Source organism: Streptomyces sp. AF1A (assembly GCF_047340315.1).
Lineage (GTDB): Bacteria > Actinomycetota > Actinomycetes > Streptomycetales > Streptomycetaceae > Streptomyces.
This window is the reverse complement of record NZ_JBLEBI010000018.1, coordinates 37,192-54,621: the sequence shown is the minus strand read 5'-3', so window position 1 is coordinate 54,621 and position 17,430 is coordinate 37,192. Positions and strand designations below refer to the sequence as shown.

Sequence of the window (17,430 nt, the reverse complement as noted above, 5' to 3'; positions counted from 1 at the left end):
CCCGGTTCGGTCAGAATGGCCGCCGACAAAGCCGCGTGACACGGGTGGAGTGCCGGATGAGCGTGCCGAGTGACCAAGGTCTGTGCCACATCAGCATTTTGGGCCCCCGCAGCCGGGTCGACCTGGCCCTCCCGGTCCACCTGTCGTTCGCCGAGCTGCTGCCGGCCGTCATCGGGTACACCGGGGGCGATCTCGCAGAGGCCGGTGTGGAGCACGAGGGATGGGTGCTTCAGCGGGTGGACGAGCCACCCCTGCCGCTCGGCGCGACCCCTGCCGAAGTGGGACTGAGGCATGGAGAGACGCTCCATCTCAGGCCGCGTACCCGGCCGCTGCCCGACATCTCGGTCCTGGAGCTGGTCGATCCGCTGACGGGCGGCGAGGACGAGGCGGCTGACCGGTGGGGTCCCAGATGGTCGAATCTGTCCACCCAGGTCGCCCTGGCGGTGGCGCTCGCCGGGCTGGCGGCACTGCTGCTGCGGTCGGGCGAGCGCTGGAGCGTGCGTGCGCTCCTGGCGGCGGCCCTGAGCGTGGTGGCGCTGCTCGGCTCCTGGGCCGTGCCCCGGCGCCGGGCGGAGACGTGGAGCGCCCTCGTGCCGGCCGTGTCGGCGCCGGCGTTCGCCTTCCTCGCCGCCGTGCTCCGCGCGTCGGGGGGCGCGCCGCTGAGGGATTCCCGCCCGGCCTGGGCGGCCTACGGTCTGCTCGCCGCCGCCGTGGCGGCCGCGGTCGCCGCATGGGCCGCACCGGCTCCGCGGCCGGTGTCCCTGGGCTGTGCCGCCGCCTATGTCTTCGGGGCGATGGTGTGCGGTGCCGACGCCGCGTGGCCCGGGTGGCCCGCTCCCGCTCTTGCCGTGGTCACGCTCTGCGTCGTCCTGCCGGTGAGTGTTCCGGTGCCGTCGATGTCGCTCCTGCTGGCGGCCCGCCGCCTGCGGTCGGACACACTGAACGGGCCGTTCGAGCCGGTGGGATCCGACGCCGGTGCAGGGCCGGCGTCACCCCCGGCGGCCGGGTCGAGCCGGCAGCGGCTGCTGCAGCGGGCGTCCGACGTGCGCTCCGCCCTGTCGGTCTGCGCGACCGCGCTCACGGTGCTGGGAACCGGCGCGGGCCTGGTGCTGGCCGTGTCCGGGGGCCGCTGGGGGCGCGCCGGATGTGTACTGGCGGCCGGTGCGCTGGTGCTGTGCGCGCGGCGGTTCGACGGGGGAGCCCAGCGTACGGCCCTGCTGACGTCCGCCGCGGTGATCGTGGCGGGCGCTGCGGTCGCCTCCGCCGCCGACAGCTCGCCTCTGCTGGGCACCGCGCTCCCGGCCGCGGTGCTCGCGGCGCCGGCCCTGGGCGCTCTGCTCACCGGCGGCAGGTCGCGCGGGGGACGCCGGCCGGCCGAGTGGAACGCCCTGATCCCCTCGGCCCGCGCCCGGCTGCTGACCGCGCTGGAGGTGCTGATCTGGCTGGCCCTGGCGGCCACCGTGGTCCCGCTGGTCGGCGGGTAGTTCCCGGCGTGCCCGTGGCCGGCCCGGGTCAGGCCCCCGCGAGGAAGCTGAGCCGCACCTTGCGTTCGGGGTTGTCCTTGTTGGTGTCCACCAGGCAGACCGACTGCCAGGTTCCCAGTTCCAGGCGGCCGCCGATCACCGGGAGGGTGGCGTGCGGCGGGACGATGGCCGGCAGGACGTGGTCGCGGCCGTGGCCGGGGCTGCCGTGCCGGTGCTGCCAGCGGTCGTCGGCGGGGAGCAGGGTGTGCAGCGCGGCGAGCAGGTCGTCGTCACTGCCGGCGCCGGTCTCGATGACGGCGATGCCGGCGGTGGCGTGCGGGACGAAGATGTTCAGCAGGCCGTCGCGGCCGGCCGCCGCCTCGCGCAGGAACTCCGCGCAGTCCTCGGTGAGGTCGACGACGCGTTCCCGGGAGCCGGTGGAGACGTGCAGCATGCGGGTGGTGAAGGCATCGGACATGCCCCCATCCTGACTCATGCTCAGCGAGGGCCGCGACGGCCACGCCAGGCGTGAGCATCCCGGTCCGCATCGACGTGCATGTGACTGTCCTCACGCGCGCCCGTCCACCTAGCCGGCCGGTCCGGACGCGGGAACCGGCTTGTGGCACGCCCTCGGCCGTGCGGCCGGGAAGATCCGCGGCCCGCCGCCTGTTGGTGCAGGCGTGAACACAGCACGCGAGGTCGAGGCAGTCGTCATCGGCGCTGGTCAGGCCGGCCTGTCCAGCGCCTATCACCTGCGGCGCACCGGCTTCGAGCCGGACCGGGACTTCGTGGTTCTCGACCACTCCCCCGGCCCGGGCGGCGCCTGGCAGTTCCGGTGGCCCTCGCTGACGTACGGCAAGGTGCACGGGATGCACGCGCTGCCCGGGATGGAGCTGACGGGGCCCGATCCGGCGCGGCCCTCGGCCGAGGTCATCGCGGGGTACTTCGACCGGTACGAGCGCACCTTCGACCTGCGGGTGCGGCGGCCCGTCGATGTGCGGGCCGTGCGCGAGGGGGACGGCGGGCGGCTGCGCGTGGAGACCTCGGACGGGGTCTGGTCGACGCGGTCGCTGATCAATGCGACCGGTACCTGGGACCGCCCGTTCTGGCCCCGGTACCCGGGCCAGGAGACGTTCCGCGGGCGACAGCTGCACACGGCGCAGTACCGCGGGCCCGAGGAGTTCGCCGGGCGGCGGGTCGTGGTCGTGGGCGGCGGCGCCTCGGGCACCCAGCACCTGCTGGAACTCGCCCCGTACGCGGCCGCCACCACGTGGGTCACCCGGCGGCCTCCCGTCTTCCGCGAGGAACCGTTCGACGAGAACGTGGGGCGGAGCGCGGTGGCGCTCGTGGAGGAACGCGTGCGCCAGGGGCTGCCGCCGCGCAGCGTGGTCTCGGTCACCGGTCTGCCCCTCAACGACGCGATCCGGAAGGGCATCGCGGACGGGGTGCTGGAGCGGCGGCCGATGTTCGACCGGATCACCCCCGACGGGGTGGAGTGGCGGGACGGCAGGCACGTGGCGGCCGACGTGATCCTGTGGGCCACCGGGTTCCGGGCGGCCCTGGATCATCTCGCGCCGTTGCGCCTGCGCGGGCCCGGCGGCGGCATCCGGGTCGAGGGCACGCGCGCGGTGGCCGATCCGCGGATCCACCTCGTCGGTTACGGCCCGTCGGCCAGCACCATCGGGGCCAACCGGGCCGGGCGCGCGGCCGTGCGGGACATCAGGCGCCTGCTGGCCGCGGACCGGCCGGTCGCCGCGTGACGTCCCTCCGGCTCAGTGGGCCGTGGGCTGCGAGGAGGCCGGGGATCGGCTCGCGCTCGCGCCGGCGCTGGGGCTCGCCGGCTTCCCCTTGCTCTGGCGGAGGGCGTTGAACTCCGCCACGTTGCGCACGTGCGTCGCATAGTCCGACGTGAAGCGGGTGTCCCCGGGCTTGACCGTCACGAAGTACAGCCAGTCGCCCGGTGTCGGGTTGAGGGCGGCGTGCATCGCGTCCTCGCCGGGGTTGTCGATGGGCGTCGGCGGCAGGCCCATGCGCTGGTAGGAGTTGTACGGGCTCTTGATCCGGGTGTCGTCCTGGCTGGTGCGCATGGTGGTGCGGTTCAGTGCGTAGTTGATCGTGGAGTCCAGCTGGAGCGGCATGCCGCGCCGCAGCCGGTTGTAGACGACGCGGGCGACCTTGCCCATGTCCTCCTTCGTCTCTGCCTCGGCCTGGACGATGCTGGCGAGAACGACGGTCTGGTAGACGTTCAGCGCGTTGCGCTGCGCCCCGGCCGCGATCGGCGTCCTGTCGAATTTCTGGTTGGCGGTGTCGACCATGGCCCGCAGCACGGACTCGGGCGTCGCCCCCTTCGGCACGTTGTACGTGGCGGGGAAGAGGTAGCCCTCGGGGTTGCCCGCGGCGTCGTGGGGCAGCTTCAGGCCGGCCTTGCGGACCGACTTGCCGGTGCTGCCGGGGTGTAGCTTCAGCGCCTTGTCGATCGCGGCGTACACCTGGCTCGTGCGCCAGCCCTCGGGGATGACGAGCTTGCCGGGCTTCGCCTGCGCGTGGTGGGCATGCGGCGTGAGCAGCGGCACCGCCACGGCGGTGCCGGCCACGACGGTGCCGGCCACGACGAGGGCGAGCCTGCCCCGGCGTGTCAGTTGGATCTTGCTCCGTGGCGGAATGTGCTTTTGCATGCTCGCACGGTAATACGCATACCCGGACAAACCCGGCATATTTTCAGCTTGTCGGCTCCAGTTGAGCGTCCCGGCGCACCAGGGCCGCGTACCGCCCGTCCTGCTCCAGCAGTTCCTCGTGCGTGCCGCGCTCGACGACGCGCCCGGAGTCGAGCACCACGATCTGGTCGGCGCCGCGGACGGTGGACAGGCGGTGGGCGATGGTGATGGTGGTCCGGTCGGCCGAGAGGGCGTCGATGGCCTCCTGGACGGCGGCCTCCGTCCGGGTGTCCAGCGCGCTGGTCGCCTCGTCGAGGATGAGGACCGGCGGGTCGCGCAGGATGGTGCGGGCTATCGCGAGGCGCTGCTTCTCGCCGCCGGAGAAGCGGTGGCCGCGTTCGCCGACGATCGTGTCGTAGCCGTCGGGCAGCGCGGCGATGTGGTCGTGGATCTGCGCCGCCCTGGCCGCCGCGTACAGCTCCTCGTCGGTGGCGTCCGGCCGGGCGAAGCGGAGGTTGTCGGCCACCGACGCGTGGAAGAGGTACGTCTCCTGCGAGACGACGCCGATCGCGCGCGCGAGGGTGTCGAAGTCGAGGTCGCGGACGTCGACGCCGTCCAGGGTGACGCGACCGCCGGTGACGTCGTAGAGCCGGGGCACCAGGTAGCCGAGCGTGGACTTGCCGGCGCCGGTGGGCCCGACGACCGCCAGGCTGCCGCCGGCGGGGACCGTGACGTCGATGCCGTCGAGCACCGGTCCGCCCTTGTCGTCGTAGCGGAACTCGACCCGCTCCAGGCGGACTTCGCCCTTGACCTGGTCGAGGTGGACCGGTTGTTCGGGCTCGGTGATGTCGATCGGCAGGTCCAGATACTCGAAGATGCGCTGGAAGAGGGCGAGCGAGGTCTGGATCTGGACGCCGGTCGCGAGCAGACTCACGGCGGGGCGGAACAGTCCCTGCTGGAGCGAGACGAAGGCGACGATGGTGCCGAGCGAGACCTGCGGTCCGCCGAGGTGCAGGGCCAGGCCGGCCGTCCAGTAGATGACGGCGGGCATCGCGGCCATCACGATCGTGATCACGGCCATGCGCCAGCGGCCGGCCATGTTCGACCTCACCTCGAGGTCGACCAGGCGCTCGGACTCCTCCGCGAAGGAGGCGGTGAGCGAGCCGGACCGGCCCATGGTGCGGCCGAGCAGGATGCCGCTGACCGACAGCGACTCGGTGACGGTGGCGGCCATCGCCGCCATCTGCTTCTGCCGCTGGGTGGTGATCTTCTTGCGTTCGCTGCCGACGCGACGGCTGACCCACACGAACACCGGCAGCAGCACCAGCGAGACGATCGTCAGGCGCCAGTCGAGGGCGACCATCGCGACGATCGTGGCGACCACGCTGGTGACGTTGGAGACGAGGGAGGTGGCGGTGGAGGTGACCGTCGCCTGCATGCCGCCGATGTCGTTGGCGATGCGGGACTGCACCTCGCCGGTGCGGGTGCGGGTGAAGAAGGCGAGCGACATGCGCTGCAGGCGCCCGTAGACGGCGGTGCGCAGGTCGTGCATGACGCGCTGGCCGACGGTGGTCGAGATCAGCGTCTGCAGCACGCCGAAGACGCTGGAGAGGACCGCACTGAGGATCATGCCGAGCGCGAGCAGGCTCAGCAGGCCGGTGCGGCCCCGGGGGATGGCGACGTCGAGGATCTCCCTCAGCAGGAACGGCGTGGCCACCGAGACCAGCGAGGAGGCGCCGACCAGCAGGCCGACGATCGCTAGCCGCCCGCGGTAGGGGCGGAAGAGTTTCAGGATCCGGCGTACCTGCCGGGGCTGGTCCTTGGCGTCGGCAGGCGGGGACCAGGCGGGTTCACGGTCGGGGTGCATGGGCTCCTACGGGGCTGAGCGGGCGCCGGCCGGGGATCGGCCGGCGATGACGGACGGATCGTAGGTCATTGTTACCTATACTCACAATGAACGGCATCCTGATATTGTTCCCGCATGACCACCCCGGATCCCGACGGCCTGCTCGCGGAGCAGTTGCTACGGCTCACCCGCCGGGTGCACCGCATCCAGAAGCGCCATCTGGAACGGCGCGACCTGGGCGTGACCCCCGCCCAGTCCCGGCTGCTGCGCACCCTGGCGCACTACGGCTCACCGCCGCGCATGGCCGACCTCGCCGAGCGCCTGGAGGTGGTGCCGCGCGCGGTGACGACCCTCGTCGACGGCCTGGAGGCGAGCGGCAAGGTGCGCCGGGTACCGGATCCGGCGAACCGACGGGTGACCCGGATCGAGCTGACGGACGAGGGGCGCGCGACCCTGCGCGAGCTGCGGGGCGCGCGCCGCTCCGCGGCCGAGGAGATCCTCGCCCCGCTCACGGAGAAGGAGCGCCAGGTGCTCGGCGTGCTGCTGGACACCCTGATCGACGGGGACACCGCCACTCGCTGCTGAGCACACCCGGCGCTGCGGCTCAGCAGCAGCTGCGGTCCGCCGTCAGCGGAGCGAGCGCCCGGGTGACGGCGGTGGTCACGCGGCCGTGCGAGGTGTCGAGGCGTCCCCGGACGCCGAGTCGGCGCCCGGCCCCGGTGCGCACGCGGTTCTCCGGTCCGGGCCTGTACGTCGAGGACCCGGCGATGCCGGTCGCCGTGCCCTCGGCGAGCGCCCCGGCCACCCCGTCGCGGTGCGCGTCCGGCCGGACCGGCACGTCGTCGGCGCCGCTCCAGCCCGTCCGACTGCCGGGACGCCGACGACCTCGACGCGGTGCGGGCGGCCGTCGTCGAGCAGGCCGGCGAAGGGGGTGAGGCCGTGGGCGAGGGGCCGGACGCCGAGGGCGCGCGGCGCCGGGATCACTACCACAGGACGGGGTTGGGCCAGCCCCTGTCCACACGTTCGGGAACGACGCGGCGATCCCGGCGAGTTGCCCGTCGACCTCGATCTGGACCTCGCGGCAGGGGCCGTGGTCGGCCGTGCAGGAGTACGCCGCCGGGTCGGCCACCGTCAGGTACCAGAACTCCGCGCAGCCATCGCCCGACCCGGTCGCGTGGACCTCGGCGACGATGGGTTCGCTGTCGCGCGGGGTGGCCGCCGTCCTGCCGCCGGGGCCTTCGGCCAGGGTGAGGACGCGGTCCGGGATGCGCTCGGCGGGGCGTCCCGCGTAGCAGGTGAGGGTTCGCGGTCACGGGGTCGTGCCAGTCGGTGCCGAACTCGGCGGGGACGCCGTCGGCCCGCGCGGTCGAGGCCCCTGCGCCGAAGAGGGTGCCCGCCAGGTCGCTCCGGCGGGCATGAGCATGACGGTCCGCCTTCTCATGGCCGGTGTCGTACGGGGAGTTGACCACCGACGGCAATGAGCGGACCGGCCGACGGCCGGCGCGCGCGGGTCGCGACACAGAGCCGCACCGTGAGGATATTTCGTGTTATAAACTGATCATGCTGGCATAGTGCGGTCATGGAGATCATGCCCGCAGGCCACCCGGCGCAGCCCCGGAGCCGGAACTCCGGCAAGAGGCGCCCCCGCCGCGCGGCGCTCGCCCTCGCCGGTACCGTCGCCCTGGCCGGTGCCGCCGTGCTCACCGACGTGGTCCCCCATGGCGGCGACGGCTCGCCCGCTCCCGGTCCGGCCGCCCCCTCCGGGGCGACCGCCACGTCCGGCCCGGCCCCGTCCCCCGGCGCACCCGGCATCGGCGATCCGCTCATGCCGCTCGCCGGCAACGGCGGCTACACGGTCCGCCGTTACACCCTCGACTTCGACTGGCAGGCACCTCGTACGCCCTTCGAGGCGGGCGCCACCATCAGCGCCACCGCGACCCAGGCCCTGTCCCGCTTCGACCTCGACTTCGCGGGCAACACGCTGCACCGGGTGACGGTCGACGGCGCACCGGCCGCCGCCGCGCGCGAGGGCGACGAGCTCGTCGTCACGCCCGCGCACCCGATCCCGCGCGGCGGCAGGTTCACCGTCCATGTCGCCTACACCGCCGACCCCACGCAGCAACGGCACCGCGACGACGCCATCCGGGACTACGGCTGGGTCCCCACGCCCGACGGCACCGTGGTCTGCGCACAGCCCGACGGCGCCAAAATGATCTTCCCTGCGGACGACCACCCCAGTCTGCGGGCGCCCGTCACCTTCCACGTCACCACCCCGGCGGGCATCAGTGCCGTGGCCAACGGCCGTCTCGTCGGCACCGTCCGGCGCCCGGACGGACGCGTCCGGTGGACGTACGACTCCGAACAGCCGATCGCGGCGCAGCTGGTACAGCTGGCGATCGGAAAGTTCCACTTCGTCGACAGCAAGGGGCCGCACGGGCTGCCCGTCCGGGACGTGGTCCCCGACGGACTGGTCGGGGACACCAAGGCGTACCGCTCGCTGACCCCGGAGCACCTCGCCTGGCTGGAGAGCCGGCTCGGCCCGTACCCGTTCCGGCGCTACGGCGTGCTGGTCGGGGACACCGAGCTGCCCGTGGCGCTGGAGACGCAGTCGCTGTCCGTGCTCCCGAAGGACGATCTGCTGGGCGACCGGGTCGACGCCGAACGCAACCTCGTGCACGAACTGACCCACCATTGGACGGGCGACAGCGTCGCCATCCGCCGCTGGTCCGACCTGTGGCTGAGTGAGGGTCACGCCCGGTTCTACGAACGGCTGTACTCCGCCACGCACGGCGGCGTCAGCCTCGAGGAGGCGATGCACGCGGCCTACGAGCAGCACGACCAGTGGCGGCACGACGACGGGGCACCCGCCGAACCCACCGCGTCCACGCTGTTCAAGGTGATGCGCTACGACGGCTCGGCGCTGGTCCTGTACGCCCTGCGGGAGAAGGTCGGCGCCGGCACCTTCGAGCGGATCGAGCGGTCCTGGGTGTCCACCTACCGCGGGCGCGCGGCCGGCACCCGGGACTTCATCGCGCTCGCGTCCCGGGTCGCGGGCGAGGACCTCGAACCCTTCCTGACGGCGTGGCTCCACGGGCCCCACACCCCGCCCATGCCGGGCCATCCCGACTGGCAGGTCGACCCGGTCGAGGAGTGAGCCGGCTCGCCGCGCGTGCGCGCCGTTCCCGGCCCGCGCGCTGACGGACCGTCGGAGCACAGCCGCTGCCGCCGACCGGGTGGCCTCTGCCGGGCTGCTGGGCCACCCCGGTGACCCTTGACGCGACGGGGCACGCGGGGCACGGAAACGTACGAGGGGTGGTTGTCAGGGGCAACTCCTTTGTCCTGGCTGCGATGAGCATGTTTGGAGACCCGTGCCATGAGAAGACCCACCGCCCCACGTGTCCCCAACGGCGTCCGCGTGTGCCGCCGGTCGGCATGCGTGATCGGAACGGCGGCGCTGCTGGCGCCGCTGCTGCTCAGCCCGATGTCCGACGACGACGCGCCGGAGCAGCATCTGCAGAACGCCTTCACGGACGCCGCGCGCGAGTACCACGTGCCGCGCAGCGTGCTCATGGGCGTCTCCTACGTGCAGACGCGCTGGGACGCCCACCCGGGATCCCCCAGCGTCGCGGGCGGCTACGGGCCGATGCACCTGGTGGACACCAGCCGGGTCCCGCCCGCGCCGCCGCCCGCCGCGGCGGGGGCGCCGCACGGCGGCTCCGCGGGCACGCCCGCCGCACTGGATCCCGGCGCTCTCGGGGGCCACGCCGTAAGGCCGGCGGATCTGCAGCGCGCCGCCCGCCTGACCGACGTCCCGGCCGGGCGCCTGCGGACGGACCCCACCGCCAACGTACGCGGCGGCGCCGCTCTCCTGGCCGCCATGCAACGGCAGCTGGGCAAGCCCCTCAGCAACAACCCGATGGACTGGTGGGAGGCGGTGGAACGTTTCCCCGGCACGCCCGACGTCACGTCGGCGGCCGCGTACGCGAAGGACGTCTTCTCCGTGATCCGGAAGGGAGCGCACCGCACCACGGCCGAGGGGCAGGAGGTCTCCCTGCCCGCCAACCCCGCGGTGCACCCCCGCACCGTCCGCCCGCAGAAGCCGCGGCCGAAGGAGGTCGAGTGCCCCGCCGAGCTGTCCTGCGACTGGCTCGCCGCGCCGTACGAGGAGATCGACGAGGACGGCGACTACGGCAACCACGACCTCGCCGACCGGCCGCGGGACCAGAAGATCGAGTACATCGTCATCCACGACACCGAGGCGAAGCTGCCGAGCATGTTCGCGACGGTGCAGGATCCGACGGAGGTGTCCTGGCACTACTCGATCCGCTCCAGCGACGGCCACGTCACCCAGCACGTCAGGACCAAGGACGAGGCCTGGCACTCCGGCAACCAGTTCGTCAACGCCCGCTCGATCGGCGTGGAGCACGAGGGATTCCTCAAACAGCCCGGCACCTGGTACACGGAGGAGATGTACCGGGCATCGGCACGCCTGGTCCGCTATCTGGCCAAGAAGTACGACATTCCGCTCGACCGGCAGCACATCTTCGGTCACGACAACGTGCCCTCGCCGACCGCCGACTCGATCCCCGAGATGCACGACGACCCCGGCCCGTACTGGGACTGGCGGCACTACTTCGACCTGCTCGGCGCGCCGCTGAAGGCCACGGCAGGACCGGACAGCGACATGGTGACCATTCTGCCGGACTACAAGACCCACCAGCCGGTCTTCACCGGGTGCTCGCGCGACGGTGCGCCCTGTCCGAAGCACGGCTCCAGCGCCGTCCGCCTCCACACCCGGCCGAACGAGAACGCTCCGCTCATCCAGGACCCGGGCCGCAAACCGAACGGCGAGGATTCCACCAAGGACGTCAACGACCTGGGGTCCCGCGTCTCCGCCGGCCAGACCTTCGCCGTGGCCGGGCGCAGCGGCGACTGGACGGCCATCTGGTTCCAGGGCCAGGAGGCGTGGTTCAAGAACCCGAAGAAGCAGCCGACGGCCGTCGGCTCCGCCGGCCGCATGGTGACGCCGAGGGAAGGCCTGAGTGAGATCCCGGTGTTCGGCCGCGCCCTTCCGGAGGAGGAGGCCTACCCGGAGGGAGTGGAGGAGGAGCCCGAGTCGCCGCTGCCGTACCACCTCATGGCGGGGCAGCGGTACGTGACACAGGCCAGCATCGACAGTTCCTACGTCCCCAGATCCACCTTCCTCGACACGCCCGCCGCAGTCGTGAAGGGCGACGAGCAGTACTACGAGATCCAGTTCGGCCACCGGCTCGCCTACGTCCGGTCGAGTGACGTGGACGTACTGAACGCGACCGCGGCGGCCGGGCCGCCGGCTGCCGAGGACGGCGGCTCGCCGGGACGCTGACACCGCGCCGTTACGCCGCCCTTGCTCTCGCCCAGGGGCGGGGGGCGTCGTGTGGCCACATGCCGGGGTCACCCGACGGGTCACCGGCATGGCGGCCGCCGAGCGAAGCGGCCCATGACCGGAAGCCGGTGGCGGAGAGCGAAGAGGCTCGTGGCCGGAAGCCGGTGGCGCAAGCGAGCGTGCCGGAAAACCGTTTGAAATTCACCACTCTGCGAGGCCAACCTTTCACGGCTTGTTGCCGGCGGCTGCCGCTCGTCGCCGCCTGACTCCCCTGACACGAGCCGCTGGGACGCCATGCAGATTCAAGACCTTCCGTACTCCGACCCGGGTGTGCCCGACGCCCGCTCGGGTCCCCGATTCCTGTGGTGGCTCTGGCGCAACCAGCTGGGCGGCCAGCTGAAGGCACTGGCCTGGGGCCTGCTGCACTTCGTCTCCGTCTCCGCTCTACCCTTCTGCGTGGGCCTCGCCGTCCAGGCGGTCGTCGACCGCTCCGGCACCCGGCTCGCCCTGACGGGCGCTCTGATGCTGCTGTGCGGGACGGGCATCGCGGTCGGCGACACCTTCCTGCACCGGGCCGCCGTCACCAACTGGATCACCGCGGCCGCCCGGGTCCAGCAACTGCTGGCGCGCCAGGCGGCCCGGCTGGGCTCGGCGCTGACCCGGCGGGTCGCGGCCGGCGAGGTGGTGGCGGTCTCCACCGGCGACGTGGAGAAGATCGGCTGGTTCGTCGAGGCCGTCTCCCGGTTCACCGCCGCCGCGCTGACGGTCGTCGTGGTCTGTGTCGGCCTCCTCGTCTACCAGCCCGCGCTCGGCGTGGTCGTCGCCGTCGGACTGCCCTTCGTGGCCCTCGCGGTGCTGCCGCTGCTGCCGCGCGCCACGCGCCGCGCCGACGTGCAGCGCGAGAAGGCCGGCCGGGCCACCGAGCTGGCCTCGGACACCGTCGCCGGGCTGCGCGTACTGCGCGGCATCGGCGGCGAGGAACTGTTCCTGGACCGCTACCGCCGGGCCTCGCAGGAGGTGCGCCACGCGGCGGTGCGCAGCGCCCGGATGTGGTCGCTGATCTCCGCCATCCAGGTGCTGCTGCCCGGGCTGCTGCTGATCGCCGTCGTGTGGCACGGCATCCATCTGGCCCGCCAGGGCCGGATCACCATCGGGGAACTGGTCACCGTCTACAGCGCGGTCATGGTCCTGAATTATCCCTTGCGGCACTTCGAAGAGATCGCGATGTCCTACTCCTTCTCCCGGCCCTCGGCCAAACGGGCCGCGCGGGTGCTGTCGCTGCGTCGCGCCACGGCGACCGACGGCACCCTCGACGCCGAGGTGCCGGGCGGGGACCTGTTCGACCCCGCCACCGGTCTGCTCGCTCCGGCCGGCCTGCTCACCGCCGTGGTGTGCGGCGACCCCGACGCGGCCGGGCGGCTCGCGGAGCGGCTCGGCGGCCACCCCGCGGAACCGGGCCGCTCGGCGCTGCTCGGCGGGGTGCCGCTGGACGAGCTGCCGCTGGACAGCGCCCGCACGGCCGTCCTCGTCCAGGACAAGGACCCGGTGCTGCTGTCCGGCACCCTGCGCGAGCTGCTCGACGTGCCCGCGTCCGGTGCCGTCGGGGCCGCCGACGCGCTTGCGGCCGCACAGTGCGAGGACGTCCTGGACGCGCTGGTGCAGGGCTCCCTGGACGCCGCCGACCCGATGGACGCCCGCATCACCGAGCGCGGACGCTCGCTGTCCGGCGGCCAGCGGCAGCGGCTCGCGCTGGCCCGGTCCCTGATCACCGACCCCGAGGTGCTGGTGCTGGACGAGCCGACCTCCGCGGTCGACTCGCACACCGAGGCGCGGATCGCGGACGGACTGTGCCGGCTGCGCTCGGGTCGCACGACGGTGGTGTTCACCTCCTCGCCGCTCCTGCTGGACCGCGCGGACCGGGTCGTCCTGGTCCACGAGGACGAGGTCGTGGCGGCGGGCGTGCACCGGGAGCTGATCGAGGGCGAACCCCGGTACCGGGCCGTGGTGACGCGGGAGACCGACGACGAACTGGCCGCGGCCGACGAGGGCGCCCTGCTGGACGCCCTGAATGAGCTGGAAGAGATCGAGGAGAGCGCATGATCGGCGTTGCGCCACCGGCGTACGACCCGGCGGCCCCGACGACCGCCACCACTCTGCCCGTCGGCGCGGCCGCGACCGTGCGGGCCTACGTCACCGAGCTGTTCCGCCGGCACCGGCGGGCCTTCCTGCTGCTGATCGCCGTGAACACGGTGGCCGTGGTCGCCTCCATGGTCGGCCCGTACCTGCTCGGCGGCCTGGTCCAGCGGGTGTCCGACGGAGCACGGGAGCTGCATCTGGGCCCAACCGCCGCTCTGTTCGTGCTCGCGCTCGCCGTGCAGGCCGTGTTCGTCCGGCAGGTACGGCTGCGCGGCGCCATGCTCGGCGAGCGGATGCTGGCCGACCTGCGCGAGGACTTCCTCGTTCGGTCGGTCGGGCTGCCGCCGGGCGTGCTGGAGCGGGCCGGCACGGGCGATCTGCTCTCCCGCATCACCACCGACATCGACCGCCTGGCCAACGCCATGCGGGAAGCCGTACCGCAACTGGCGATCGGTGTCGTGTGGGCCCTGCTGCTGCTCGGCGGGCTCGTCGTCACGGCCCCGCCGCTCGCGGCGGCCGTCCTGCTCGCCGTGCCGGTCCTCGTGGCGGGGTGCCGCTGGTACTTCAAGCGGGCGCCCTCCGGCTACCGCTCCGAGGCCGCGGGGTACGCGGCCGTCGCCGCCGCGCTCGCCGAGACCGTGGACGCCGGCCACACCGTCGAGGCGCACCGCCTGGGCGCCCGCCGCGTCGCCCTGTCGGAGCGGCGCATCGCGGAGTGGACGGCCTGGGAGCGCTACACCCTGTGGCTGCGGTCCGTGCTCTTCCCCGTCATCAACGCCGTCCACGTCATCGTCCTCGGCTCGGTCCTGATGGTCGGTGGGGTCTTCGTCCTGCGCGGCTGGATCGGGGTGGGCCAGCTGACCACCGGAGCCCTCGTCGCACAGATGCTGGTCGACCCGGTGAACCTGATCCTGCGCTGGTACGACGAGGTGCAGGTGGCCCAGGTGTCGCTCGCCCGCCTCGTCGGCGTGCGGGACATCGAACCGGACGCCGGGAACACCGCGCTGGCCCCCGACGGCCGGGACGTGCACGCGGACCGGGTTCACTTCGGCTACCGCGAGGGCGTCGACGTCCTGCGCCAGGTGTCCCTCGAGGTCGCGCCGGGTACCCGCCTCGCCCTGGTCGGGCCCTCGGGCGCGGGCAAGTCCACGCTGGGCAGGCTGCTCGCCGGCATCTACGCCCCTCGGTCGGGCCGGATCACCCTGGGCGGGGCCGAGCTGTCCCGGATGCCCGCCGAACGCGTCCGCTCGCACGTCGCCCTGGTCAACCAGGAGCACCACGTCTTCGTCGGCTCCCTGCGGGACAACCTCCTGCTGGCCCGCACCGGTGCCACGGACGCCGAACTGTGGGCGGCCCTCGGCGCCGTCGACGCGGACGACTGGGCGCGGGCCCTGGACGACGGCCTGGACACCGAGGTCGGATCCGGAGGGCTGGCGCTGACCCCGGCGCAGGCGCAGCAGATCGCCCTGGCCCGGCTGGTGCTCGCCGACCCGCACACGCTGGTCCTGGACGAGGCGACCTCGCTCCTCGACCCGCGCGCCGCCCGCCACCTCGAACGCTCCCTGGCCCGCGTCCTCGACGGCCGCACGGTCGTCGCCATCGCCCACCGCCTGCACACCGCGCACGACGCCGATGTGATCGCCGTCGTCGAGAACGGCCGCATCACCGAGCTGGGCAGCCACGACGACCTGGTCACGGCCGACGGGGCCTACGCGGCCCTCTGGAGGTCCTGGCACGGCTGAGGCACCACGGCAAGCACGACCGACTGCCGGGGCGGCGAAGGCGGGCCCGGTGAGGCCGGTGGCGGCGAACCGGCTGCCGGGAGCGGTGCTCACGGCCGGCGGACGGGCGCTGGTGCCGGCTGCGGGGCCGGCACCGGCGGCAGTCACCGGCACTCGCCCCCCTGCCGGCGGGCCTGTGGTGAGCACTGCCCCGGACCGGCGCATCCCCCAGTGCCGTCTGCGAGAGCCACGCCGAGCGGGGTCCGCGCCGGCCGGCCCGCCTCGTGACCGTGCCGGGTGGGTGCCGTCTCCCACCGGTGCCGGCCTGGCAGCCGCCGGGCGCCCGGGGCCCGTACCGGCAAAGGGACAGGGCGCCCGGCCGATACGGTCGCGCAGTGAGAACCTGCCCTCCGGTCCGGGGGCCCAGGCCGGGGCACGTGCCGTTGCGCGGTGGCAAGCGGGGGTGGAAGGCTGGAAAGCGGCACGGACTCGGGGCCGGCCCGGGAACCGCTCGGTCAGCGTCGTGTGATCCCCGCGCCGCGCCTGCCGACGGGCCGCCGCCCGTTTCGGGCGGTACACGGCCGTCCTCACCACCTGGAGGTTCTCGTGGACAGCCCCGACAGCTGGGGGGACGACGTCTACCAGCCCGATGCTTCGGAGATCCGGGAGGACTCGGGAGTGCTCGACGTCGAGGACACACTGGACTTCGACGGCGTCGACGACCCCCTCGACCGCGGCTGGTCCCCTCCCGAGCGGCCGTGGGCAGTGGATCACATCGGCGTGACAGCGGCCGAGCGTCAGGCGGGCGAAACGCTCGACCAGCGGCTCGCCGAGGAACTTCCCGACCGGGACGCCCCCTACGACGACGGCATCGGTGACCACGACACCGACGGGGAACTCCTCGACAACGAGGTCGGCCATCTCCGCTCCGGCCGGCTGGTGGCCCCCGACGAGGGGGCGCACGAGGACGAGGAGGCCGCGCTCGTCGCCACCGACGTCGGAATCGACGGTGCCGCCGCCTCCGCGGAGGAGGCCGCCATGCACATCGTCGACGAGGACACCTTCCCCGGCTGACCCGCGGGCTCCGGCCGACCCGCCCGCGCCCTGGCCGTCCGCCTCGCACGAGGAGCCGCCATGCAGCAGGACAAGCACCCCGACTACCACCCCGTGGTCTTCCGCGACCGTGCCGCCGGTTACGCGTTCCTGACCCGGTCCACCGCGCACAGTGAGCAGACCATCGACTGGGACGACGGCCGGACCTACCCGGTGATCGACGTGGAGATCTCCTCGGAGAGCCACCCCTTCTACACGGGCAAGGCCCGCACGGTCGACACCGAGGGCCGCATCGCCCGCTTCGAGCGCCGCTACGGCGGGACGGACGCGGGCGACGCCGGCTGATTCGCGGGAGTGCCTCAGATCACGTTGAGGGCTGCCGCGCAGCCCACTCCCCCGAGCAGCATGAACACGGGCATCAGCACCTTGAGCTCCACCCAGCTGCCCGCACGGAACCGCATCGCCTTCGGCGGCCCCACCGGGTACCAGCGCCTGCGGCCCAGCGGGATCGGCCACAGGATCGGGCAGCCGGACACGGTCAGCGCGTCCCCGATGTCGTGCACCAGCGCGCCCAGCACGATCGGCAGCCCCAGCCACAGGTACTGCTGCCCGGGGGCGGTGAACAGCCAGTCGGAGCCGTGGCCCGGCCTGTCGAGCACGCCCGCCAGGATCCACGCGCTGGTCGCCGCCAGCAGCCAGACCAGGACGTCGCTGCTGGAACCCCGGGCCGCTCGCCACAGCAGCCCCTCGATCGCCAGCACCATGTGCACGAACAGGATCGCCAGCACCGCCCACCGGCCCCCCACGACCGCCGCCGCCGAACAGCCGGCGCCGATCAGGACCGCCCACAGCCAGGTGTGCGTCAGCGTGCGGTGGCCGCCGGAACGGCGCGGGTCGCCCTTCTTCCTGGTCGCCTTGTAGACGGCGTACGACAGCTTGTCCACGATCTCGCAGATCCAGCGGGAGATCGGCCCGAAGGCCCGCGAGATGGTCGCCGCCTTGTGGTCGAGGTCCGGGGCGAGCGCGGCGCCCGCGCAGATCAGGGCGCCGCAGAGGAGCACCGGCCAGGGCATCGGGTGACCGGCCGCGGCGGCGGCCGCTCCTACGCCGAGCCAGGCCGCGGCCCCCGACAGTGAGTGTGCTGGTCCCATCATGGCCGCTTCCCGCCCCATTCCTCGTGTGCCGCTGTCCA

13 protein-coding genes and 1 pseudogene are annotated in these 17,430 nt (G+C 73.3%); 9 read left to right on the top strand and 5 right to left on the bottom strand.

Features of this window, described 5'->3' with window-relative positions; all coding sequences use genetic code 11:
• Positions 1-56: 56 nt before the first annotated feature.
• A complete protein-coding gene (gene eccD / locus ACLU3S_RS08925) occupies positions 57-1,484 on the top strand; it encodes a type VII secretion integral membrane protein EccD (protein WP_413951215.1) in 1,428 nt (475 codons plus the stop codon).
• A 28-nt stretch (positions 1,485-1,512) separates the two neighbouring features.
• On the opposite strand, the gene ACLU3S_RS08920 is transcribed toward eccD, so the two are convergent.
• Entirely contained in the window at positions 1,513-1,941 is a 429-nt protein-coding gene (locus ACLU3S_RS08920) for a YjbQ family protein (RefSeq protein ID WP_413951214.1), read from the bottom strand.
• A 202-nt stretch (positions 1,942-2,143) separates the two neighbouring features.
• Here ACLU3S_RS08920 and ACLU3S_RS08915 point away from each other — a divergent pair, with 202 nt between their 5' ends.
• Complete coding sequence (locus ACLU3S_RS08915; RefSeq protein WP_413951213.1) at positions 2,144-3,223, top strand: NAD(P)-binding domain-containing protein; 1,080 nt, start codon at positions 2,144-2,146, stop codon at positions 3,221-3,223.
• Positions 3,224-3,235: 12 nt separating this feature from the next.
• On the opposite strand, the gene mltG is transcribed toward ACLU3S_RS08915, so the two are convergent.
• The gene (mltG, locus tag ACLU3S_RS08910; RefSeq protein WP_413951212.1) at positions 3,236-4,138 is read right to left on the bottom strand and encodes an endolytic transglycosylase MltG; all 903 of its coding nucleotides are present in this window, start codon (positions 4,136-4,138) and stop codon (positions 3,236-3,238) included.
• Between the two features lie 43 nt (positions 4,139-4,181).
• Positions 4,182-5,984: an ABC transporter ATP-binding protein gene (locus tag ACLU3S_RS08905; protein ID WP_413951211.1), complete on the bottom strand. Its 1,803-nt coding sequence runs from the start codon at positions 5,982-5,984 to the stop codon at positions 4,182-4,184.
• Positions 5,985-6,098: 114 nt separating this feature from the next.
• Between ACLU3S_RS08905 and ACLU3S_RS08900 the strand changes: the two genes are divergently transcribed.
• Entirely contained in the window at positions 6,099-6,548 is a 450-nt protein-coding gene (locus ACLU3S_RS08900) for a MarR family winged helix-turn-helix transcriptional regulator (RefSeq protein WP_413951210.1), read from the top strand.
• A 49-nt stretch (positions 6,549-6,597) separates the two neighbouring features.
• Here ACLU3S_RS08900 and ACLU3S_RS08895 read toward each other — a convergent pair.
• Positions 6,598-7,266 (bottom strand): annotated as a pseudogene (locus ACLU3S_RS08895) (peptide-N4-asparagine amidase); the annotation flags it as partial.
• A gap of 276 nt (positions 7,267-7,542) precedes the next feature.
• Between ACLU3S_RS08895 and ACLU3S_RS08890 the strand changes: the two are divergent.
• From ACLU3S_RS08890 to ACLU3S_RS08865, 6 genes are all read left to right on the top strand, one after another.
• A complete protein-coding gene (locus ACLU3S_RS08890) occupies positions 7,543-9,117 on the top strand; it encodes a M1 family metallopeptidase (protein WP_413951209.1) in 1,575 nt (524 codons plus the stop codon).
• A gap of 219 nt (positions 9,118-9,336) precedes the next feature.
• The gene (locus tag ACLU3S_RS08885) at positions 9,337-11,328 is read left to right on the top strand and encodes an N-acetylmuramoyl-L-alanine amidase (protein ID WP_413951208.1); all 1,992 of its coding nucleotides are present in this window, start codon (positions 9,337-9,339) and stop codon (positions 11,326-11,328) included.
• A gap of 294 nt (positions 11,329-11,622) precedes the next feature.
• Positions 11,623-13,428: an ABC transporter transmembrane domain-containing protein gene (locus ACLU3S_RS08880; protein ID WP_413951207.1), complete on the top strand. Its 1,806-nt coding sequence runs from the start codon at positions 11,623-11,625 to the stop codon at positions 13,426-13,428.
• Positions 13,425-15,206, top strand: a complete 1,782-nt coding sequence (locus tag ACLU3S_RS08875) for an ABC transporter ATP-binding protein (protein WP_413951206.1) — start codon at positions 13,425-13,427, stop codon at positions 15,204-15,206. The genes ACLU3S_RS08880 and ACLU3S_RS08875 overlap by 4 nt, the downstream gene beginning before the upstream one ends.
• 585 nt (positions 15,207-15,791) lie before the next feature.
• Entirely contained in the window at positions 15,792-16,259 is a 468-nt protein-coding gene (locus ACLU3S_RS08870; RefSeq protein ID WP_413951205.1) for a DUF5709 domain-containing protein, read from the top strand.
• Positions 16,260-16,319: 60 nt separating this feature from the next.
• Positions 16,320-16,583, top strand: coding sequence for a type B 50S ribosomal protein L31 (locus tag ACLU3S_RS08865; RefSeq protein WP_413951204.1), 264 nt, complete (start codon positions 16,320-16,322; stop codon positions 16,581-16,583).
• Positions 16,584-16,597: 14 nt separating this feature from the next.
• Here the strand turns inward: ACLU3S_RS08865 and ACLU3S_RS08860 are convergent, their stop codons facing one another.
• Positions 16,598-17,392: a metal-dependent hydrolase gene (locus ACLU3S_RS08860; protein WP_413951203.1), complete on the bottom strand. Its 795-nt coding sequence runs from the start codon at positions 17,390-17,392 to the stop codon at positions 16,598-16,600.
• Between the last annotated feature and the right edge of the window lie 38 nt (positions 17,393-17,430).